Below are 24,347 nucleotides of genomic sequence, written 5' to 3' on the forward strand. Positions count from 1 at the left end.
TGGGCAATTGAGTAATGGATAAATTTTAACCATAGCATATTACGCTAAAGGTTGCTAACGTGATTAATTACTCCAATTACGTTGAATAATTGATATTAAATCCAGTGAGCCACCAACAGCAAACCATTCAGGATGATACATAGATTCAACATAAGGATAAGGATTTGTATAATCACCTGCTGTTACTGCTCTAACCAAGTAAGCCACACGTTTTCGATATTTATTTGGCAAAATATAATTATGAATATCAACTGCAGCCACATACCTATCATCTCGATACTCTTGATATTTAATATCATTACTGTTTTCATATTTCAGGATATTAACAAGTTCAGGGATCTCAGTTAAATTCACGCTGCTATCCAATAAATTTTGATTTTCAAGTTCAAATCCTGCAGGCACAAAATCTACAATTAAAGCATCATGAATTGCTTGTTTTGCCATAACTTCTACTACAACAACCATCAAATCGCCTACTTGTAATTTTTCTGGTCTAAGTGCCTCACCTTTTAAATTATAATAAGAGCGACTAATAGTTAGAACATTATCAGACGCTGTAGGAGCGGGTGATTTTTTACTATAACCCGATATGCTAAATTTAAGGTAAAGCGGTTCGGCGTTTTCTGGATTGGTAACAGTTAATCCTTTTTCAAGATAATCATAACTAAATGAACGTGTTAATGTTTGATTTATCTCATTTAATTGTTCATTAATTTGAACCTTGAAAGACGATGAGACTTTACGCTGTTCTAATAACCAACCAGCCCTAAATAATGCGTTTAATTCTTGAGTAGAAAAATAACGTTTATCATTCAATAACTCTGATAAATTAAACAAATAATCAGCTTGTCTGTCAGTATTCAAGTCATTTTCGATTAATAATGATAAGATTAACGCTTTATCGCGAACTGAACTGCCATAATCGCCTAACCAATAATTTTTACTATCATAATTGGTAGTAAATACTTCAGGTGTCAGTTGGTTATAAATATTTTCAAAACCGACTAACTTAGCAGACAATGCTAATTGTGCTATCGGTAATGGCGATAATTTGATTGAGTTATCCGTTTTCACTTGCTCAGACATGCGGTTAATTTCATTACGCATAGCTGGTGTAATTTTATTTTGTTTAGCCAATACCATCAATGCATAAGCTTTAGTAGCAAATTGAATATAATCAGTGTTTACTGAACTATCGTAACTTTGCAGATTATTGAAAGTGTTAGCATCATAAATATATTGTCCAATGCGATTCATGGCTGAATTAAGCGCTGTGTCACTAACCTGATAACCACGTTCTTTGGCTTGTAATAAAAACTCAGTAGCATAAACAGAAAGCCAATGTTCTTCTGAACTTTCTCTATTCCATAAACCAAAACTACCATTTGTACGTTGCATCGATAAGATGCGAGCAATACCTAACTGCACTTGTTCACGCCGTTTTTCATCGGTATCGGTTTTAATTCCTAGTGCAACTAACTGTTCTTGGTTCACATACAAAGACGGATACAATCCACTGATGGTTTGTTCTAAACAACCATAAGGATAAGCAAACAAACTTTTAATATATTGAGCAATATTTAGTGGCGGTTGATTAGATATAATCAATTTTCCATCTACCGTGTTATCGATTAATTCATTTACAATAGGTTCAGAAAATGTCCAACTTTCACCACCATTAATCGCTACAGCATAATTTTTATTGGTTGCTGCATAAGCAGGTCGTACACCAATTTTCCAAGTACGATTTATTTGATAATCAGAACCATCTTCAAGGGTAATACCTTTAACATTAACAGTCACGCCTCCTTGACCATATCCATAGTCAGTGATAACCGGCACTGAAATTATTCTTCGTTGTTGGCTATTAAATGTCAATGTAGTTGATTGAGGTTTTTCTTGATGTAACAGACCTGTAGTTGTAATATCGATTTGCATGGTCTGATTTTTTTCTGTCAAGTTATTAATATCTAAAGCGAGTACCGCATGATCGCCACCAGATAGGAATCGCGGAATAGATAATTCTGCAACAACAGGGGCTGCAACAATCATGGTTTGTTCTGCTTTGCCAAAACGATCATCATCCCATGCTTGCGCCATTATGCGTAATTCACCATTAAAATTAGGTAAAGGGAGATCAATACTGCCTTCCCCCTCTTCATTTAATTCGATAGTAGCGAGTTGTTGCGCAACAATATTGACTTCGGTCATTGGTTTTTTACCACCAGGGGCGCTTTGGCTAAGCATCGCATCCCCACCAAAACTCATATTGACAGTCCGTCCAGTTCCTTCGATTAGTTTGCCATAAACATCATAAAGATCAACATTATAACTTTTTCGTCCTAGGAAGGCACTATAAGGGTCGGGGGTAGCAAAACGAGTTATATTTAATACACCTGAATCAACTGCCGATACCAATATAGTCACTTTTTGATCTGTTTGGACTTGATCTTTATCCAATTTGATTTTAATCGGAATTGTTTTTTCTGGTTCAGTTTTCTTCGGTGCATCAATAACCACATTTAACTGACGATGAGAAGTATCAATTGGTAAGTAGAGCAATCCAATTGCACGTTTAACAGTCTGCACTGCCGCATCGGTTGACGGTCTAATAATCATGGCATTAATATAAATATCATGACGTCCCCAATCTTCTATTGGGATCTCAACATCCAAACCTTTTTCATCTACGACAGCTATATTTTGTTTCCACAACATACCATCGTTAGTTTCGAGAGAAATATAACCCGATCCTGCTACAGGTGCTTGTATATGTACTTTCGCAGTATCACCTACTGCATAAGATGTTTTATCAATGCTCAATTTAACCTGATCTGGGCGGACTGAATTAGAGCCATTAGTATTATCTTCCCAACTATAACCACTCCAGAACCGAACACTGCTCATAATATTATTTTTGGTATCAACTACCTCTAAACGATAACTACCATAATCATCAGGTTGATAGCTAACTTTAGTTGTACTATTTTCTGCAATAGATAATTGTTCTTCTGAGACAATAAATTCACTGGAATTATATTGTTGTTGCCAACCATCACTATCAGACCAGCTCCAATAATAATTACGTCGTTCTCGAACAATTCTCGCTTTTAAGTCATTGGTTGCTTGTTTTTGTCCATCAAAATCGATATAGGCAACTTCAAATTCAGCAATCGACCCTTTATCAATGGTTGGGCGATTTTCATAACGATCAGTCGACCAATCATAATAAGGTGATTCGGCAAACAATGCTTGGATTGCGGGCATTTGGTTGGCAGGCCAAATGGTTTGACTTGCATAACGAGTTACTGGCCGACCGCCAGAATCTAGCAAGCTAGCTTGAAACACAACTTTAACCGGAGAACGTAAATCACGCCAATTACTACTTTCCACATTAACATGGGCAACACCGTTGTTATCAAGTGACTGCTCAATACTATCAAGGTGCTGATCTGTCATATTGTCAGTTATTGCGCCAATTTTATAACCTGCAAGTTCAGCAATAGAGTCAATTTTTTTCAGATAAAGATTACCTTCCAAACTATTGCCTGATGCAGGTGCACCATACAAATACCAAGCTTTAACATCAAAGTCGACGCTTTTGCCTGTGACAATTGGTTTAGACGAAGTTGTGTTGATCTCCATTGCGATACGTTCAGGTAAAAAATCCTCAACTTGGAAATTAGCATAACGATAATTATCATCACCTAAATTAAAACGGAACGTCCATTTACCCGTGGCGGCATCACTTGGAATAACAAATTGCCACTGATATAACCCATGTGAGTTAGGTTTAGCATCGACAGTTAAATTACGCACCACTTGTTCATCAGGTGCTATAACATCGACAATAATTGGCTGTTCTGGTAATAGTTTGCCATCTGCATTACGTAATAATGCATTAAAATATACCGTTTCTTGTGGGCGATATAGATCACGAGCACTAAATGCGAATAATTGTTTTTGATAAAAAGCATTACCAGACCGATTAAACTCACGCAAATCAAGTGCATTGTGTTTTAAATCAACAAATGAAGTTTGTTGCCCATCACTTGCTGTTAGTAATGAATAATCAATTTCATCTGGTAAAGTGATTTCGGCATAACCTTGTTTATCAGATTGCACAACAATAGGGAGACACTTTTCTTTGCTATCGCGCCTACTGTTATTACACTGCATCGATAAACGTATATCAGCAAGTGGTTGGCCATTATCAAGTGCATGAGTAATAACTTCTAATTTTCTATTTTCATAAACATGGACAGAAATTCCAATATTACTAATTGAAAATAGTGTAGCAGGATTAGAAAAATCATAGCTTCCAGCTCGATTCATTACAGCAATATATACACCTTCTTTTTGAAGTTCTTCAATTTTAGATAAATTGATTAATACTGATTCTTGAGCATTGCGTTTAGGATTTAGATCAAAGCGAGAAGAATAAACCAAATCAGCATATTTATTTAAATCCTGAGAATGCCAACTTGTAAAACGATTAATCAATCCAAAATTTTCCATAAATTCAGGCAATTTTTCTGGTCTAATTTTGAAAAAATTAACATCAATTTTATCAACATTAAGCGTAATAACCGGTAAACCTGTCATAGATTTACTTGGTAGTAAAAATCCATTACTAGCAAAACCAACTAACGGTTGTCGATCACGAGTGGTGAATTCGGCTTGATAAACTGATTTTAAATGACTGTCATTAATTGCTGCTAACATTTTATCAATAGTTAAAGATAACTTACGATTAGGTTCTAAAAAACGATGTCTTAATTCAAGACCGTTATCAGAAAGTTCCCAAGCGCCATCTACTTTACCTTTTTCTTGATCAACTAAACGCAGTAAATTAGGAAAATTGAGTTGAGGATTAAGTGGTACGGAAAAAGTGACAACCAAAGTACTTGAACCATCAAGAATAACTTCAGAACTATCAATAACAGTTAATTGTTTATTTCGGTATTTTTCAACCAATTCTGGAGTTGAAGTAAAAGTTTTTGGGGAATGGGAATTTTGATTAACATTATCAACATTCTCTTTAAGCTCAGTTGTTGGTTGAGTTTCGTTGGATGTTGAAACTGAATTTTGTTTATTATTATCGCAACCTAGTAATGCTAATAACATACTTAATATAACCAGTCGCTTTACTAATCCCATTATTTTCACCTTATTCCTAGTTAAAAATCGTCAATTATCATTATAAAAATAAATTATTACCATAATGTCATATGGTATTTTGCCTATATTATGCACGCACGAGATAGGTTTGGCAAAAGATGTTTATTAAAATCTTAGTACAGTAATGAAACAATGATGCTAAAAAGGTAAAGAATAAAATCGATATATTATTGTTAGAATAAGAGATTATGAAAAATTGCCAGCGATATAAATTAAATATTAAGTAAATAAAATTGAAAACGGCTAATCAGCGTTTATTAATGATCAAAACGCTTATTAGCCAATTGAAACACATCTACATTATTTTTTTAATACCAATCTTTCATATTTTGCAATCACTTTAAATGTTGGCTCTTCTTTGGGTGAGATAGCAAAACTTTGATAATTCGAGTTATCGCTGATAACTTTGTATGCAACTTCTATAGGTTTATATTGTAACCTTTTTACCATTAATACATTATTGAATAATATAACATAGATACCGTCTAACGCTTTTGCTTGTTGCCTTTCGTCATAGATACTTACTAATAATGTATCACCAGCTTTAATTGTATCAGCCATACTGTCATCACCGGCAATGAAGGTAGCTAACTTGATGCTTGACAATCCTTGTCGCTCAACAAACTGCTTAGAAAGTATGATTGGTCCAGCATTATTTGCGGTAACCTTTACGTTACTTGCATCAGATGTGTCGACCTCTAATTCAGATACAATTATATAGTTTTTGAAAAAATCATTATCAACCGTTGCTTTAATGAGTTTTTTATCGCTAGTGTCATAATTTATTGTTAATTCCTGCATATAATTATCTTTATTTTTTTCAAGGATCTTTAATAGTTTGCATTTATTTATGACATTAGATACTTCATATTCATAACCGCCGCCTTTTTTTCCTTTAGCTTTACGCTTTGGCCAGTTTTCGTTCTTTGCTCTTAACGATACACCTTGTACAGTTTTTGGGCAATTATATTTACCTGCTATATCTTTTGGCGTTAACCAAATCTCTTTCATGTTTTTGCCTCACATTTAAAGTCAGTTTAAAGTTTTGCTTTAAACTTTAAATTTAAAATAAATAATTATTTATCATTAAGTTAACTAAAGAAAATAAACGAACACGCTGATTTATTATTAAAAATAACTTGAAAGAAACGTTGCAATTATCTTTAAAGTAAATTATTATCACTTACAAGTTGCAGTTACACTTGAAAGTTTAGCTTAGTAGTAAGTAGTTATTGTTACATTTTTTAAAAGGGTGGTAAATATGAAAAATCAAGACTGGCATGTAGAAGATATTAAGTGTGCGCTTCGTAAAAAGCGTATCACTTTAAAATCACTTTCAATTAATGCTGGGTTATCTCCGTCAACACTTAATAACGCTTTACGCGTTTCTTACCCCAAAGCAGAGCGAATTATTGCAGAAGCTTTGGGTGAAAAACCTGAAAACATTTGGCCTTCACGCTACCAATATAAATAAGGACGTTTTATGTGGATAACAGCTCAAGAATTAATAAAAATTACAGGTATGCCTGATACAGTTCAAGGTATTGCGTATAAAGCAAAAGTTGAAAATTGGGAAAGACGTAAAGTAAAAGGTATTAAGAAAGTTACTTATGAGTACAATATATCTTCTTTACCCATTTTCGATCAAGTTAGAATTTTAAAATCACAAAAACAATTAATGGCGGACAATCTAATAATAGATAAGCTTAAACCAAAAGAAAAAAAATACTGTGCCGAAACTCTATGGGCTAAGTATGAACAAGCAACCGATAAACAAAAAGAGGAAGCTAAAATTAAAGTTGGGATAGTTCTCGCCGTTAGGCAATTAATTAACTCAGGCTCAAAAACGGTCGAGGCTTTTAAAGTTGTTGCCAAAACACACAATTATGCTTTTGACACAGTCAAACGATGGTTTTATGACACTAAAGGTATCGAACAATCTGATTTACTACCCGCCTCACTAAGTGGTCATATTTGCCGAAATTACCGATCCCGACATTTTGAAATGACACCGAAAGCTTGGGATTTTTTTGTGGCTGATTATTTTAGACTTGAACAACCAGCTTTTAACACCTGCTATCAAACTTTGTGCGAATTAGCAAAAGTTAACAATTGGATTATTCCCCATCAGTCTAGTTTACGCCGAAAAATCAAACGAGAAATCACACCAGAACAACAAATATTATGGCGTCAAGGTGAACATGCATTAATGCAGTTATATCCAACCCAACAACGCAAAGTAACAGATCTTGATGTACTTGAATGGATTAATGGTGACTGTTATTTACATAAAGTTCTTGTTAAATGGTATAACGGCAAAATAGTAAGACCTAAAACATGGATATGGCAAGATGTTAGGACGCGTAAAATTCTTGGTTACCGCGTTGATATATCAAAAAACAGTGATATTATCCGATTATCATTAGGTGATGTTATCGAAAATTATGGTATACCAAAACATATCGCTATCGATAATACTCGCACTTTAGCGAACAAATGGCTGAGTAGAGGTCTGCCAAATCGATATAGATTTAAAGTAAAAGAGGATGATCCTTTGGAGATCATTTCCATGCTAGGTATTGAGATACACTGGTCAAACGTACTTCATAGTAAAAGACTTGATCAAACTAATGTGATTGAACGGGCATTTTCTCATGGTGGACTTGGTGAACTGATTGATAAAAATCCACTGTTAACCAGTAATTATACTCAAGCCGATTCGCTTACTAACTCTGTTAATAACAAGGCTAAAAATGTAGTTGATATCGATATATTTATGCAAGCTATTAAAGATGGCATCGACAAATTTAACAGTCAACCCAATCGAAATACTGAGATCTGTCAAGGACGACTGTCCTTCAATGAAGCGTTTAATGCTAGTTATAAATCAAGCATCATTAAAAAAGCGTCATTAGAACAACGTAGATGCCTATTATTATCATCAAAAGCAATCACTGTTTCACTTGATGGAATATTTACACTCCAAACAGGCGGTTCAATTATTAGCAGTACAAATCGCTATTACAATACCAAATTAATTGATATTAAACCTAATAAAGTAATCATTCGGTTTGATCCCCAAACATTACATGATAGCGTATTAGCCTATACGCTTGATGGGCATTTTATTTGTGATGCCAAATGTTTTGATCAAGTTAATTTTGACAATACAACAGCTGTATATGATCAACAATGTCAACATACACTATTTGTGAAACCTCAGCAGCAACCGACTGAAAACCGCGAAAATATTTCTATATTAGAAGCACTAAATACGGCACCAAGTACAAATACGCCAGCGGAAACCAAGTCAAAAGTCAATGAGAGATTCAATCCTCAAAATAGTGAAGCAAAAACTGAAACAGACGATTTTAATCAACATCTTGAAAAAAATAATAAAACTAAACAAAAATAAGGTGAATAAACAATAAAAGTAAATGACACGTTAATAACCAGGGATTGTTAATCATTCATTTTAACTAAACCACAAAGGGAATAACATATAGCAATATGCGAGTGTTAATGTGCTCGCTTAGTTTTGGGGGTATTTCCACACTTTTTAGTACCAAAAGGATAAAGCATATAGCCTCATTTTATATTCAATTGGTGTTCGATAATCTAATGTAGAATGGAACCGTTTACAATTAAACCAAACCATATCGTGATAAAATGCTGTGGAGTACTTTGCCCTTTAATGCTCGTCCACTTAGCGAGTAAATTTAAGATTTTTTGTGGTAAGGCAGACGGTGCTCAACTGGAAAATGCATCCGGGCGGTTAAATGCGCAGTTTAATAAGTTAAGGACGTTGGTTTAATCGTTTTAGAAAAACGCCTTAATACATTAAGGCATTTCCCTAAAATCATACGTTTAGTTAGATTTAAACGCGCTATCGCGCATTTGAATACTATTAGTGACTTCACGCCAAATCACCATCAGTTGCTTTTCAGTAAAGCCTTGTGTTTCGTCTTCGGGCATTCTATAAGTCATTTCTATGCGTAATTGGGGGGTTTTATAAGTTGGATCGGTAGAGTGAATTCCTAATGTAAATACATAGTCCCTATCCTCCTCACTATAAAATTTTGGCGGATCGTCAAAGTATCTACCTTTCACTACCCACTCCTCTAATTTTAAACCATGACTTTCTCGAGTCCCTTTATAAATAGTATGACCAGAACCTTGCGTAAAATAAACTTCGGGTTTATTAAGTAACGCATAATCAGCAGCAAAATCATTAAATTCAAAATAGAAAGAAAAATAGTTAATTTTATCATGTAAATATCCATAATTCATATCTTTCCATTCTCTATCCTCACCTTGCATAAAACTGTTAAACATACAAAAACCGGGTGTGGTTGGGATAATTAAATCATCACGCGGTTTAATCCGATCAAATAGGTTACCTAGCTCTATTAATTTTTGAGGGACATTATTTGTATAAAGTTCGGGGTGTTTTATCCGGTTTTTATCATGCTTTTTATCAGAACCATTTTGAACTTCCATTTCGATTTTTAAGGTAACTTCATCTTGCCAACGGTATCCCTCTAGTATTCTCGCTGAATCATCGGTACCAGGACTTTCCATTCGCTCAAAAATAATTCCTTGCATTTTATTGGGCTGATTAGTGGGTACAGGGTAAATCGCTTTCAAATAATTACCATAACTTGAACTAAGTGGTTTAGTATTTTTTAATTCTTGTTCACGCAGGGCTACCATCTGTTTAAATGGCGGTAAATACTGCTGCTTGGCGGTAATGGTAATATCTTGATCACTGTTATAATATAAAGTGCCTTCGTTGTAAGGTTTAAATTGAGCCGGTAAATCAATTAAATAGGTTCCAACGCAACGGGTGGGGGAGTTTGCAAGTAGCCTAGTCACGGGCTGCTGCTCGTTTGGTGGTAATGTAATCATTTCAATATCCTTATTAAATACCTGGCAACTGGTTAATATAGTCAGTAACAAAACCCCTGCCATTAAACTGCTATGATGTGTATTAAATTTAACAAGCCTAACCATTCGGTGTTACCTCCTGCATTATATCCCTATTGCCCTAAGGGTAAAATCTTGGCTAATTGGCTTTTGATAAGCCGGTTCGTGCTCAACTGGAAAATGCATCCGGGCGGTTAAATGCGCAGTTTAATAAGTTAAGGACGTTGGTTTAATCGTTTTAGAAAAACGCCTTAATACATTAAGGCATTTCCCTAAAATCATACGTTTAGTTAGATTTAAACGCGCTATCGCGCATTTGAATACTATTAGTGACTTCACGCCAAATCACCATCAGTTGCTTTTCAGTAAAGCCTTGTGTTTCGTCTTCGGGCATTCTATAAGTCATTTCTATGCGTAATTGGGGGGTTTTATAAGTTGGATCGGTAGAGTGAATTCCTAATGTAAATACATAGTCCCTATCCTCCTCACTATAAAATTTTGGCGGATCGTCAAAGTATCTACCTTTCACTACCCACTCCTCTAATTTTAAACCATGACTTTCTCGAGTCCCTTTATAAATAGTATGACCAGAACCTTGCGTAAAATAAACTTCGGGTTTATTAAGTAACGCATAATCAGCAGCAAAATCATTAAATTCAAAATAGAAAGAAAAATAGTTAATTTTATCATGTAAATATCCATAATTCATATCTTTCCATTCTCTATCCTCACCTTGCATAAAACTGTTAAACATACAAAAACCGGGTGTGGTTGGGATAATTAAATCATCACGCGGTTTAATCCGATCAAATAGGTTACCTAGCTCTATTAATTTTTGAGGGACATTATTTGTATAAAGTTCGGGGTGTTTTATCCGGTTTTTATCATGCTTTTTATCAGAACCATTTTGAACTTCCATTTCGATTTTTAAGGTAACTTCATCTTGCCAACGGTATCCCTCTAGTATTCTCGCTGAATCATCGGTACCAGGACTTTCCATTCGCTCAAAAATAATTCCTTGCATTTTATTGGGCTGATTAGTGGGTACAGGGTAAATCGCTTTCAAATAATTACCATAACTTGAACTAAGTGGTTTAGTATTTTTTAATTCTTGTTCACGCAGGGCTACCATCTGTTTAAATGGCGGTAAATACTGCTGCTTGGCGGTAATGGTAATATCTTGATCACTGTTATAATATAAAGTGCCTTCGTTGTAAGGTTTAAATTGAGCCGGTAAATCAATTAAATAGGTTCCAACGCAACGGGTGGGGGAGTTTGCAAGTAGCCTAGTCACGGGCTGCTGCTCGTTTGGTGGTAATGTAATCATTTCAATATCCTTATTAAATACCTGGCAACTGGTTAATATAGTCAGTAACAAAACCCCTGCCATTAAACTGCTATGATGTGTATTAAATTTAACAAGCCTAACCATTCGGTGTTACCTCCTTCATTATATCGACTATTGCCCTAAGGGTAAATTCTTGGCTAATCAGCTCTTGATAAGCCGGTTCGTGCTCAACTGGGAAATGCATCCGTGCGGTTAAATATTTCATCGGGATTTCGCCTGAACGCTGTGGCACTGTACCATCGCCATTACCATTCGCGGGTAATAATGTGTATTTTTCATTTACTGCGTCATTTTGTAAAGTTCTACTCCCCAATAACTCCTTGAGATCGAGCCTTCTTTTGTCTCCAATATGGTCAGTCGGAGGCGTGTTATGGCTATTTATTTTTTTTCGTTGCCAATGGGCAGTTTGATAGGTTAATGATGTTGATTTAATCGTGTTAGCATCATTTTCAATACCAAAAAAAGCATAGGTATTCGGGTGATATCGATTAGCAATACTACTATTGAATGGTTGCACTTTATACATAATTATATCTTTATATTTTTGCCAATCTTTTTCCATTTGTATTAAATTATGTGCGGTATTGAGGGGGTTAATCAGGTGTGGCTCACATACACACCACCATTTGTCTTTTGCTAAATAAATTTCCTCATACGGATCTGTTTGAGGATAAGAGGTATCTTTACCATCTGGCCCTTCAATGGTTAGCCAGGCTTGACTACCAATGCCGTATTCTGGTGTGGGTAATAATTGTAATGGCCCCGGGGACTGAGCACAAACCGCGGTCATCTCGGCGGCGTCTTTGCCCAGCACATTTTCGGTTATAGCATCTTTGGGTTTGTTTAAAAAGGTAGTGTTCACCTCTGTCCCCCGCTTCATGCGGGTATAGGCTGCTACCGCCCCCATCGCTGGTTGCACGCCATGAATCACCCCATACACCTTTGTTGATCCGCCAAGCGCCTCTGTATAAAAGCGAGCCACCAATCCCCCCATTGAGTGAGTAATTAAAATCACTTTATCACAAGTTTGCCCTCGTTTTTTATAATATTTGGGTAGTGTGATATTCACCAGTTTTTGTAACGCCATTGCGCTCTCTTCATTAGATTCAAGCCAGTTATACCCCATTGCATGTACCGGAAAATAAAAATGGTTGCAATGATCAATTTTCTTACTATCATAAAATGTTAATAACGTTTTTGAACCTTCATCTAACCTAAACGATGGGGCTTTGATTAAATCATTGAGTAATGATGGCGTGTTACCCTCTGGGTCGAATAGGCTTTCTTGAAGTGTGACTAAAAACTCACCATAACTGATGTTGCCCACCGTCCCCCAACCTCGTTCTTGCCTTAAACCGAACAGCTGATTTTCAGGATTATTTTTTATCGCTTCGTCAATTTTTTGCCGCATCTCTTGTTGAAGCCGTTTCACTTCGTTTATCTTATCTTTATCGTAACCACATAAAATTATTTGGGTATTATAGTAATCTTTTATCCGTTTCACCTCATCGGCAGCGGCATCTTTAACCACACCACGATCATCGACGGTGGTTTTATTAGGGTCAAGTTCTATTTTACGAGCCTTGGCATCACCATAATAGGGCAAGGCCCAGCCAACAACGGAAGATATACCATCTAAACACCACACTTTTTTAGAATCGTATTTACCCGTTTTTTGTTTTAAATTACTACCCATCACCCCTGGGATAAAAATAATGGGCACGATAAGTCGTTCTTTCTCAACTAATAAAGTGTGTAACCTGTTGTCTGACGTTGGTACGGTATTATATTGGAACGTCTGTTTTTGTTTTCGATTATACATATTTGTCCACCTGTCCTATTCCTGCACTATTTTTGGGGGCTAATGATCTGTAGGTAGATTAGCCCTTGATTGCCACTCAAAGTCAACTATTCACGAAAATCACTAGCATTGGCACTTGCCATTGTTAGCACAAAATACCGAGTTAATTGGCTTACCAAAGGTTAAATCAATATCGTAAAAAAGTTACCCCGCTTTGTCCGCACAACTTTAACTCATGACTTGCCATCGTTAAGGTTAATCGCGTTTTGTTATTTAATTTTGAGTCAGCATTCTCCCATACTATAACAAGCAATGACTTTTTCTAATTATTTAACTTTCTATTCAACAATATTTGCCTGAATTTAACTATCGTTATCTATTTTTATTGTAATAAAAGCTAATACACCTAGCCCGATTTTTTCTATCTAATATTGCATAATAAACCAATATAAGGTCTTCTTTTTCTAGCGCTGTGACTCTTTACCCGATTGAAGAAATGGATAATGACAGGTGTGCAAGTAATGCATTAGCAGTCATTTTTCTATTTCTTTGTAATTGATACAAAATTGTCACATTAATCTGCTGTTTCTTATTTGAAAAATAATTTTTTTTTGCTATAACACTATAGCAAATTTTTTTCCAAAAAGTCGGTTAAAATTATCTTTATCAAAAAATACTTTGAATGAAATATGCCTAATTTTCGTTGTTTTATAAAAGATCAACAGCCCTTAGATTAAAACAGAAAATAATCACGTTATAGATGCAATAGAAAATGGTTAACATTAGCGAAATTGATATTGCAATTACTACACAAAACAATATGTTCATAGATAGACTAAAAATAAAAATATGTAAAGAAGTTTCAGGTTAAGTAGATGTTTCAATATAAGATATTAAAACTCATCTAATATTTAGATGAGTTTTGGTGAGTGGAGTGATCAGTTAATTATTAGCTAATTTCAGTTCATTTTTGGCGTTAGGTTCAGCTATCAATTTTTTTAGTAACAAATTTAAGATAACACCATATAGTGGCAAGAAGAACAATCCGCAAATCAAAATTTTAAAGCTATAGTCTATCAATGCTATTTCGGGCCAATTAGTTGCCATAAACTCGTCACTGCTATTATAAAAAGCGATAGCAAAAAAGACGATAGTATCAATCCCATTACCAAATACCGCAGAAGCAGAAGGCGCTACCCACCATTTTTTATTTTGTCTTAAATAGTTAAATACCGTAATATCCATTAATTGCCCAACTAAATAAGCGGAAAAACTGGCTAAAGCAATGCGAAAGACAAAGCTATTAAATTCGGTCAGCGCAGCAAAACCGAGCCAATGGGTTTCGAAAAACAACACCGAAATTGCATACGAAAATAGCAATGCTGGCATCATTACTACAAATATGATCTTTCTGGCCAAGCTGGCACCAAACACCCGAATGGTTAAATCAGTGGTTAAAAAGATAAATGGGAAAGTAAAAGCCCCCCAAGTGGTGTGAAAACCAAAAATATCAAAAGGGATTTGCACTAAATAATTGCTAGAAGCAATCACTAAAATATGGAAAAAAGCTAACCAATAAAGTGCTTTGTGCCGTTGTTCACGGGTAAACTTATGTGGGATTAACCCAGCATGATCATTAACATACATATAATTTCCTTTTTTAATGGGGTGAGAGAACCCAGTTTGAAAAAATTAATAGAATTTATTTAATGGAATGCAAATATTCTTGCAAACCCTTATCACGCAATAGACAACTTGGACATGTACCACAACCTCCTTCCATGCCGTAATAACAGGTATGAGTATGCGTTTGCACATAATCAAGGTAACCTAAATCATCAGCTAATGCCCAAGTTTGCGCTTTGGTCAGATACATCAACGGAGTGATGATATTAAAAGTATAATCCATAGCCAGATTCATAGTGACATTCATCGATTTGACAAACACATCCCGACAATCGGGATAACCACTAAAATCGGTTTCACAAACGCCAATAATAATGTCACTAATACGATGCTGTTTGGCATAACACCCCGCTAAAAGTAAAAATAGCATGTTACGACCATCAACAAAGGTATTGGGATAGTTGCCGTCTTGGGCTGGCTGAATCTGTTGAGAACTATCAATCAAGGCATTATTGGTGGTTTGTTTAATGACGGATGTATCAATTATAGTTTGCTTAACACCTAGATCAGCCGCAATCCATTTGGCCTTTTCAAGCTCAATCACATGCCGTTGACCATAATGAAAACTAATGGTTTGAACATTTTGCTGACCATAATCAGCTATCGCTTGCAGCAAACAAGTGGTTGAATCTTGCCCACCAGAGAAGATCACTAGTGCTTTACGCTGTTGCATTTTACCGTTCCAGTTAAAATTAATAGATTAACGATTATCCACTTTTTCTGGATAAAGATCGTGATTGGCTAAACGATTAACCGCAATTTGCTGCCAGCAAGTGCCAGCTTGACCATAATTAGCATAAGGATCGATAGAGATACCACCGCGCGGCGTAAATTTACCCCAGACTTCGATGTATTTTGGATCCATTAATTTAATCAGATCTTGCATAATAATATTGATGCAATCTTCATGATAATCACCATGATTACGGAAACTGAAAAGATAGAGTTTTAGTGATTTGCTTTCCACCATTTTAATATTCGGTACATAGGATATATAAATGGTGGCAAAGTCAGGTTGCCCGGTGATAGGACAAAGACTAGTAAATTCAGGACAATTGAATTTAACAAAATAGTCGTTGTTGGGATGTTTATTATCAAACGTCTCGAGTATTTCAGGTGCATACGTCGACGGATAGCGAACAGACTGATCGCCTAATAAGGTGATGTTACTCATTATTAATTCCTTAGTTTTTTAGCGTGGGAGGTTCACGAACCACGTAACAAGGCGCACACCATACTCTTTTTGGGTAAAAAAGTCCAATATATAAGACCTATTGAAATTAACCATTGATTTAATCTGTATTTAATTTATACCACTAAGGTTAAACTCAATAAAATGAACTTTCATAAAAAATAGCTGAGCATTATAAAACGCTCAAAATGATTATTTGACAACCAATAGTATAATTGGACTATTAGTGTTTAAACTCTGATAGATTATGTTTAAATTGAGAACGACGTTATTTTATTTTCATCAGCATTAACATGTAATGCTCTACCTTTCATATCAAAGAAGCAATAATGACCAGCAATGCACCTACCAGAAATAACATGGGGGGAAGCCCAATCTATCACTGCTTTTATACTATTGTCATTAAGGTAATAAAGATAGATATCATATCCGCTACCATCCATGCGAACCACAAATAACACCACCATTTGGCCGGTAGAAAAGATCCGTAAATTATTAAATTGTTCGGGTGAAATAGTTAAAGGGATTTCATTATAGTATTGATAATTTCGACGTTTACATAATAATCGAGCTTGATCCTTACTATATTTAAAATACAACATACCTAATTCAGCATTCATAATGATCTTGTGAACACCTGTTTCAATATCAATACTACTACGATTAATTAAATTACGTTTAGGCAGACTATAATAAAATGTTTCAATTTTATTTTCTGGATCGATGGTCACATAATTTTCACCATAATCATCTGTGACAATTTGTTGAATTCGGTTTGGTGCCAAGTCAACTCGCCAAATTACTGACAATGTTTCAGCAATATTAACCACTTCAACGCAATTATTATTAATAATTGTCCAATTAATACCATCAAACTGCCATTGACATAACTGAAATTTAATCACCCCGAGATCGACTGATTTTTGGGTAGTCAAATCAATTTTTTCAACACGATAATAGTTGTCACGTTTAATCAATGCTAAAACTTGCAAACGATTTTTAGAAAGTACCAACGAATCAGCCGCAATCATAAAATAAGCTAGCTGTTTACCCATTTTATCAACCATTATTATGCCGGCTTCACCTAACGCTAACAGATAGTTATCATTAGCTAAGGCTACCATATCGTAAATTGCTCTATGACCCGCTTCCGGAAAATGATAGAGTTGTAAACTATTAACCGTTAATAAAGAAGTCTGTTTTACCAAATTAAGCGATGAAATTGGCATATCGACTTGTAGAGATTTATCCTGAGTGAGTTCAATCAACTTTGCTATATCCGAAATGGAAAATGCATTGGGATAAGTAATAACATCAGCAATAATGATATTAATGAATAGGCGCAATAAGCCTTGCAACTTTTCAATATCTTTTTGCTGGTTTAATATCTCTTTTGCTATGTCTAACCGTTTTTGATAATAATTAGGATTATTTTTTAAAGCGGTTAAACAATCTTCAAGTTTATCAATCGAATCCGGTAATAAAATAAATCTTTTGACTAAAGCTTTGCCACTGAGCTTATCTGTATTGTTAAACCATTGTTCGGCAAGATAACGATACTCTGTTAATGGCCATATTGCATCAATTGCCGCTAACCATTCAGCTTTTTCAGCCAAGGTTTTTGCCCACTCAAGTCTTAATTTATTAGCTAGTTCTGGTTTATTCTTTTCAAGCATCAAAATAGCATTGGCAAAAATATTATCCCGCCTTGCAATCATGATTGCCATATCCCAATTATTGGCTAAACAACAAAGTTTAACAATAAGTTCTGGCTCAGCGTCACGAGCGATCGCTAATTCCATTGCTTGTTTATATAGCTTACGTTGCTCTAAAAATTCAATAGCTTCATTTAGACTATTTAAAAGCTCGACTAAAACAAAAACGGCTTGTTCCACCTTGTCTTGTTTGGCTAATTTTTCAAAACTTTGTCGGTAAAGTGTTTGTAAATGATCGAGAAACTCTGGTTCAAGATAAACTGATGAGGAGCTACCATAAACACGCTCACTTAAAGATAATTTATTGCGTGGTTTAGGTAATCCAAAAGATTGTCCTTGCGAATTGTCATTATTAATGGGTAATGCATAGCGTAGCGCTTCTTCTAAATCGCCATCTGCAAATTTTTTCATCATTTTTTTAATATAATCACCTTGCCGAAAAGCAATCAAATGACTCAATTTTGTAAAAATCGTAAAAATCGTCAAATAGTTACGCCAACGGCTAGATTTGGTCTCTTTTGGTTTGGATCTGGCCGGTAAATTGGTATCCGATCCATTTGCACCATAATTTAACTGAGAGTCCGAATTGTAGACATCATAATCGAGATTGATTTGTGATTTATTATTGTTTGAAGTTTCGTGATCTTGTTTAATATTATATGCGAAATTTTTAATTACTATTTTATCTTGTTTACTTGCTTTGAAATGTGCGGAAATTTTGCCAAAGAAATTTATAGATTTTAAATAAAAAAATAAAATAATGATGCCAAAAATTAAATAAGGAACAAGATTGGTACTCGTTTCTGACGAGGTAATTTGTGTTGCTGAACTGATTTTCGGATTTTTATTGACAAAGCCGTGATACAAGCCAAATAATATTGACGCTAGCGCAATCCATAAAATTGTATAATTTTTTTTACTTGCTTGACCTTGCTTGGTTATATTAGTTGATTGATTAGGAGAATGCTGTTGTTTTAGTTGTTGTTGATGTTGCTCTATATATTTGAGCATTTCTGGACTTGGCGTAGGAATTTTACCATCGAATATCTGTTCAATTGATTTACTTTTTTCAGTAAAATCAATTACCTCATTATACACAATATTGACTGCATAACTCTTTGTTTCAAGCAATTGATAACCATCTAGATCAACCCATTGCGCGGGATCGAGCTCTAACGCATCTTCTAAACAGTAAGTGGTAATTGTATTACCTATAATCAATATTAAATCACAGACTGGCATTTTTTGCCAAAGTGATAGTGGAATTTCACTTGAACAAAGTACACCTGCTTGATAAATCAAAGGCCAGCCATCTAAACTATCGCAATACTGTTTTTGAGCTGACGGGAACTTGAGCAAATCACCTTGTACAAATTGATAAATCTTACAACCCATAAACCAGTTTTTTATTAACAAACTTCGGCGTTGTTCGTTGTTGAACCATTAAGCAGGAAACCATATCCCAATTATATCTTGAGATCCTTTTAAGGTTGGGAATTTAATAAAGTCAGTGCTATTTTGCATATTTTAGTCAGTTTTAATTAATTTCAATCGAATAGATTGGGTGATTAATGAATAAAGCATCAATTCACCGTTTTGGTTAGTTATTGAAAAAGATTTAGCTAACGAATTATAACTATAACTCACAATTTCATTCACTGAACGCAAACATGGTATGATTTTATTATTGAGATAATCAAATAACGCAACTTGCTTTTTATCTTGATTGATCATAACAAAGTTAGTGCAATTTTGCTGAGCATCATAATACAATCCAAATATTTGCCAATCATTGGGAGTAGTCACGTTAATAAAATCATTTTCAGTCGTAAATACCGTCCATTGTCGACCATAACCGATCGCTAATCGCCCAAACCCTTTCAGCCATAAATTTTCGGCAGTAACATAAATTTGTTGATTAACTTGTTTTTCAAAACCTACTAAACAATAGTTTAAATGGGCGTGGTTTAAACCATGAATACAAAGCTGTTGCATATCATTAAGATAAACATAACCAGCACGCCGCTCATCCAATTTAAACAAGGTAATGACATTATCGGCAATTATGTGAAAATTGTTTACTTCATCTTTCTTTTTGGAGATACCATACCAACAGCATAGTAGTGATTTATTTTCTTCAATAAAAAAAACATCATAACCGTGATTACCATAAAGACAAATAAATTGCGGTAAAAGTTTATCTTGATCGAGATTAAAATCCATCGACAACTCAATTTTGGGTTTATTTGATTGCCATAAATACAATTTTTGTTGTTCACAAATAAAAGCAATAATTCGTTTTCCTTGAAAATCCAAACCCAAAACCGAACCTTTTAAATAATAGTATTGAATACGACAGATTTGTTTGGAAGATAGCATATCGTTGATGGTGATAGAATAGGCATTAGTTTTATCATGGGTAAAGGTTAAAATGTGATTACCATCATTTGAGATAATTGGTTTAAATTCAATGTTAATAGGTACAATTGATCGCTTTTCAATTTCGGCAAAGTAATTATCAGAAATAAACTGACCAGACAGCATTTTAGCGCAGATAATATTGTTGGGGAGTGACAAAAGGCAATGTCGCGTTGTTGAGCGGTTTTTGATCTCAACTGATAACTTGTCATAATATTTAATCAGTCGATCAATGCTGACTTGATGAGTAATAAATTCTGCGCTTGGATGATTGCCACCAATTAACCAACATTCATCATAAATCAAATTCGACTGTTTAAAATAATTAGTCCAGTTATTGAACATCTGATTGGTGGCTAACATCTTAGAGCGATGATTAAGTAGGAATTTTAGATCATTAATATCCTTAAATAAAGTTAGCTGAGAAGGATTTTCAATGACACCCCAATAAAATTGACTATGATGATTATACGAACGAATCTCTAATAATAACATTAAAATCAGATGTACAAGTCGCTGTACACCCAATTGCAGCACACTGCTTTCAAACAGCGCAATAATAACACCGTTAGCTTTAGATTTTTCTTGCAAGGGAGCTAAAAATAAGTGTTCATAATTTACTGCTCTTCTTATAAACTCATCTGGTTCATCTTCAGCAATCAACCATTCAGAGAAAAGCAAATGTTCATAATTACCGCGTTGACGTAAATCACCTAAACCTGAAAATAATTTTTGTACATTCCAATGACTTTCTTTAACTGGGCCGAGTAAAATGTTAAGTTGCATCATCAAATCTGCAACCACAGGTTGTAAACTCTCATCAAACCAAGATAACCAAGGTTGCCAAGCTTTAAACGCTTTTGGTAATTGATTATAGCTCATACTCTAATAACTCTTTTGTTAAAGGCCATTTTTGATTTAACGGGATCACTACTTTAGGCTGATCCCATAACAGTGCAGATTCACATTTGAATTGATGAAAAATAGCTTTTGCTAACAATGATGTAGCAATAGATGGTTTAGCATGGCAGGGTAACCAAAGGCCCGGTTCTTGTTTATCAAACATAGCATATTGCACACCATCAACCCATGGCAATAAAGAAGATTGCCCAATAATCACGATAAAGTCATTACCTTTAACAAATTGATATTGCGACAAATCATAGCTATTTTGATTGGTTAATAAATGAGTAATTAAACGTCCGATCACTTCATGCCAGGCAACCACTGCAATTGGCGCAACGGTATCATTATTTGGCTGCCAGTGCCATTGAATATTAGTGTTACTGTTGCTACTCATTTCTTAGGCAATCAATTTTATCAGCTGAATTCTCAACTGTTTTAATTGTTCAGGTATGGTATCAATGGTGTAATTAGCATCAATTTCTCGTAAGACAGCTTCAATATGCACTACCTCACCATTTACGCAATTTGTTGCCATTTCCATCAACCTTTCTAAACGTGCGTTTGGTTGCTGAGTGGCTGATTCAGTTGCATAAAATAACTGTGAATTATTCGATAAAGTAAAAATATCTTTTAATATTTCTTGTCCGCGTTGCTGAATATCTGCAGTTGGAAGCACATAATAAAGAGGCCATAAATCTTGTTTTTCTGCCTCTAGCCTGCCATTAACCAATGCTGCTGCCGCAATAAGTTTTAATGTTTTAACCACTCGCCTATCCGATAGCGTGATGCCATTTTGCCTTAATAATCGAATCGCATCGGCAAAAGGGGTAAATATCTTATCGAGATTAACATGTTGTACCTGACTACTGAGCGCCTCAAGTTCATCAAGGGTAAGTGATACATCAACCGTCGAATATTCAGCTTGCCAGCCTCCGGTTAACATATCTTCAATAAAATTATCGGCTACCGGTTCAACAAAAAGATGTAATAAAAAACGATCGGCAAAAGCTGCTAATCCTTCGTCTTCTGGCAAACTGTTAGAAGCCCCAATACATATCTTTAAAGGACAGGCTATTTGAGTGTGGCCTCGTCTAAATTGCCGCTCATTTAAAATACCCAGTAAGGTATTGAGTATTGCTGTCGATCCTAAAAAAACCTCATCTAAAAAAACAATTTCTGCTTCAGGTAACATACCTTTGGTATCCGTTTCAACAGTTCCTTCACGTAGTTTTTTCAAATCAACTGTACCAAACAGTTCTGAAGGTTCAGTAAAGCGACCTAGGAGATATTCAAAATATTGACCATTCATGGTTTTTGCAATTCGCCTTACTACAGCACTTTTAGCTGTGCCCGGCGCACCAATGACTAATAGATGTTCTTTAGCGATCGCCGCTAAAATTATCAGTTCGGCAAGTTGTTGGCGACCAACAAAACCTTGAGTGGCAATTTTAATACATTGTCGGATTTTAGATAAATTTTCCATTATATTTCTTAATTTTAATATAGCTTATTAGATTTATTCTTTTTTAATTATAGAGTATTTATACAATAAAAAAAGTGGATAAATGATAAAAACTATTTGCTTAAAAATGAGCTTATAACAAAAAATATCGATCCTTTAGCACAGTAATTTGCCCTAAATCAGGGCATGGATTGTAAAGATGTTTCAGGTTAACTATACGTTTCAGTATAGATTTTGCTCTATTTCGCCGAGAGTTCTTGATAAAATGCTGTTAATTTAATCTTAGCCTCACTCAATTCTTTTTCGGCCTCACTTAATTTTGTTTTTTGCTTGGCAATTTTTTGTTGATTACCTTTGCCTTGAGCGTCTGCCAGTTCTTGCTGCCTTTCTGTCACTTTAGCCGTTTTTTCAGTAATCTCTTTTTTATACTTCGCTTCTAATTCATCATTGGTACAATGAGTATTTACTGCATATAACGCTTTTTCAAACCCTTGAATACGATGGATATTGTTATTTTTTTTAGCCAAACCAATTTGTGATTCAATGATTTGTTTTTTGCCATTACATGTTAAACCTTGTTCATCAAAATCAGTAGCATAGGTTGCCAATGAAAATAGACTTATTAATATCAAAACCGTTAATTTACTTATGGACCTAATTATTGTAGTCATAACAATTCCTATTAAGTTAGATTTATTTTCTTAATTGAACATTATCTATTTTATGATCTTTACCTTTAGTTAAAATTAAACTTGCTCTTTCCCTGGTTGGCAAAATATTTTCAATCAGATTCAGTTCATTAATTTCATGCCAAAGACGATTGGCAATGTTGATAACTTCTGCTTCTGGTAGCTGTGAATAGTGATTAAAATAAGAGTTCGGATCACTAAAAGCCCCTGCTCTAAATTTTAGAAAACGATTAACATACCAGTCATGTAATAATGGTAAATCAGCATCAACATAAATCGAAAAATCGACATAATCAGACACAAATACTCGATTATTTGCCTGCGGATAATTTAATGTTCCTTGTAATACATTTAAGCCTTCGAGAATCAAAATATCCGGGCTGTCGATGGTAATTTCTTCATTTTCAACAATATCATAAACTAAATGAGAATAAACTGGTGCTTTCACTTCAGCCTGACCTGATTTGACATCAGCAACAAAATTAATTAATTTTTTGATATCGTAAGATTGTGGGAAACCTTTTTTGTTCATAATGCCACGTTCTTCAAGGCATTTATTCGGATATAAAAAGCCATCTGTTGTCACTAATGCCACTTTTCGATGTTCTGGCCAGCGCGTTAATAATGCTTGTAACACCCTAGCGGTAGTACTTTTACCCACTGCTACACTACCAGCAATCCCAATCACATATGGTATTTTTTGGCTTTTACCTAGAAATTTAGATAATACCACCTGCCGTGTTAAGCTATTACTAATATAATAATTAAGCAATCGAGACAAGGGTAAATAAATTTGACTGACTTCGTCCATGGATAGATCTTCGTTAATCCCTTGTAATGAAGTCAACTCTTCAGAAGTTAAGGTCATTGGTACCGCGTTACGCAAGCTTGCCCATTCTTGACGGCTAAAATGCATATAAGGACTCAAATGATTGTTCATAATTCATCTTTCTCTAATTGCTCCAACTTATTTGGCTCAGATTATACATAAATTAATTTTTTTACAATCATAAATTAGCTTTA

The 24,347-nt window shown here is 34.8% G+C and carries 15 protein-coding genes, 1 pseudogene and 1 riboswitch; of the genes and pseudogenes, 2 read left to right on the forward strand and 14 right to left on the reverse strand.

Annotation, left to right across the window (positions count from 1 at the left end):
* Positions 1-63: 63 nt before the first annotated feature.
* Positions 64-5,160: an alpha-2-macroglobulin gene (locus Q0K76_RS03205; protein ID WP_294611229.1), complete on the reverse strand. Its 5,097-nt coding sequence runs from the start codon at positions 5,158-5,160 to the stop codon at positions 64-66.
* A gap of 321 nt (positions 5,161-5,481) precedes the next feature.
* Entirely contained in the window at positions 5,482-6,192 is a 711-nt protein-coding gene (locus Q0K76_RS03210) for a S24 family peptidase (RefSeq protein ID WP_294611232.1), read from the reverse strand.
* Positions 6,193-6,442: 250 nt separating this feature from the next.
* Here Q0K76_RS03210 and Q0K76_RS03215 point away from each other — a divergent pair, with 250 nt between their 5' ends.
* On the forward strand, positions 6,443-6,655 hold the full coding sequence (locus Q0K76_RS03215) for a helix-turn-helix transcriptional regulator (RefSeq protein WP_294611235.1): 213 nt from the start codon (positions 6,443-6,445) through the stop codon (positions 6,653-6,655).
* 9 nt (positions 6,656-6,664) lie between these two features.
* Positions 6,665-8,596, forward strand: coding sequence for a transposase domain-containing protein (locus Q0K76_RS03220; RefSeq protein WP_294611238.1), 1,932 nt, complete (start codon positions 6,665-6,667; stop codon positions 8,594-8,596).
* A 452-nt stretch (positions 8,597-9,048) separates the two neighbouring features.
* Here the strand turns inward: Q0K76_RS03220 and Q0K76_RS03225 are convergent, their stop codons facing one another.
* From Q0K76_RS03225 to coaA, 12 genes and pseudogenes are all read right to left on the reverse strand, one after another.
* Positions 9,049-10,089 (reverse strand): T6SS immunity protein Tli4 family protein, encoded by a 1,041-nt coding sequence (locus Q0K76_RS03225; protein ID WP_294611241.1) that lies wholly within the window; start codon positions 10,087-10,089, stop codon positions 9,049-9,051.
* Positions 10,090-10,393: 304 nt separating this feature from the next.
* Positions 10,394-11,434: a T6SS immunity protein Tli4 family protein gene (locus Q0K76_RS03230; protein WP_294611241.1), complete on the reverse strand. Its 1,041-nt coding sequence runs from the start codon at positions 11,432-11,434 to the stop codon at positions 10,394-10,396.
* Between the two features lie 97 nt (positions 11,435-11,531).
* Complete coding sequence (locus tag Q0K76_RS03235; RefSeq protein ID WP_294611244.1) at positions 11,532-13,277, reverse strand: hypothetical protein; 1,746 nt, start codon at positions 13,275-13,277, stop codon at positions 11,532-11,534.
* Positions 13,278-14,198: 921 nt separating this feature from the next.
* Positions 14,199-14,903 (reverse strand): 7-cyano-7-deazaguanine/7-aminomethyl-7-deazaguanine transporter, encoded by a 705-nt coding sequence (locus Q0K76_RS03240; protein WP_294611247.1) that lies wholly within the window; start codon positions 14,901-14,903, stop codon positions 14,199-14,201.
* A gap of 55 nt (positions 14,904-14,958) precedes the next feature.
* The gene (gene queC / locus Q0K76_RS03245) at positions 14,959-15,615 is read right to left on the reverse strand and encodes a 7-cyano-7-deazaguanine synthase QueC (RefSeq protein ID WP_294611250.1); all 657 of its coding nucleotides are present in this window, start codon (positions 15,613-15,615) and stop codon (positions 14,959-14,961) included.
* Between the two features lie 27 nt (positions 15,616-15,642).
* Entirely contained in the window at positions 15,643-16,116 is a 474-nt protein-coding gene (gene queF / locus Q0K76_RS03250) for a preQ(1) synthase (protein WP_294611253.1), read from the reverse strand.
* A 4-nt stretch (positions 16,117-16,120) separates the two neighbouring features.
* Positions 16,121-16,165: riboswitch (PreQ1 riboswitch) on the reverse strand.
* Between the two features lie 220 nt (positions 16,166-16,385).
* A pseudogene (locus Q0K76_RS03255) lies at positions 16,386-19,280 on the reverse strand (bpX6 domain-containing protein); the annotation flags it as partial.
* Between the two features lie 96 nt (positions 19,281-19,376).
* The gene (locus tag Q0K76_RS03260) at positions 19,377-21,149 is read right to left on the reverse strand and encodes a hypothetical protein (protein WP_294611256.1); all 1,773 of its coding nucleotides are present in this window, start codon (positions 21,147-21,149) and stop codon (positions 19,377-19,379) included.
* Positions 21,139-21,567: a hypothetical protein gene (locus Q0K76_RS03265; protein ID WP_294611259.1), complete on the reverse strand. Its 429-nt coding sequence runs from the start codon at positions 21,565-21,567 to the stop codon at positions 21,139-21,141. Before Q0K76_RS03265 ends, Q0K76_RS03260 begins: the two co-directional genes overlap by 11 nt.
* 3 nt (positions 21,568-21,570) lie before the next feature.
* A complete protein-coding gene (locus Q0K76_RS03270) occupies positions 21,571-22,656 on the reverse strand; it encodes an AAA family ATPase (RefSeq protein ID WP_294611263.1) in 1,086 nt (361 codons plus the stop codon).
* Between the two features lie 218 nt (positions 22,657-22,874).
* On the reverse strand, positions 22,875-23,306 hold the full coding sequence (locus tag Q0K76_RS03275; RefSeq protein ID WP_294611265.1) for a DUF1090 domain-containing protein: 432 nt from the start codon (positions 23,304-23,306) through the stop codon (positions 22,875-22,877).
* Between the two features lie 22 nt (positions 23,307-23,328).
* On the reverse strand, positions 23,329-24,264 hold the full coding sequence (coaA, locus tag Q0K76_RS03280) for a type I pantothenate kinase (RefSeq protein ID WP_294611268.1): 936 nt from the start codon (positions 24,262-24,264) through the stop codon (positions 23,329-23,331).
* Positions 24,265-24,347 lie beyond the last annotated feature (83 nt).

The organism is uncultured Gilliamella sp., assembly GCA_945271295.1.
In the GTDB taxonomy this organism is placed as follows: domain Bacteria; phylum Pseudomonadota; class Gammaproteobacteria; order Enterobacterales; family Orbaceae; genus Gilliamella.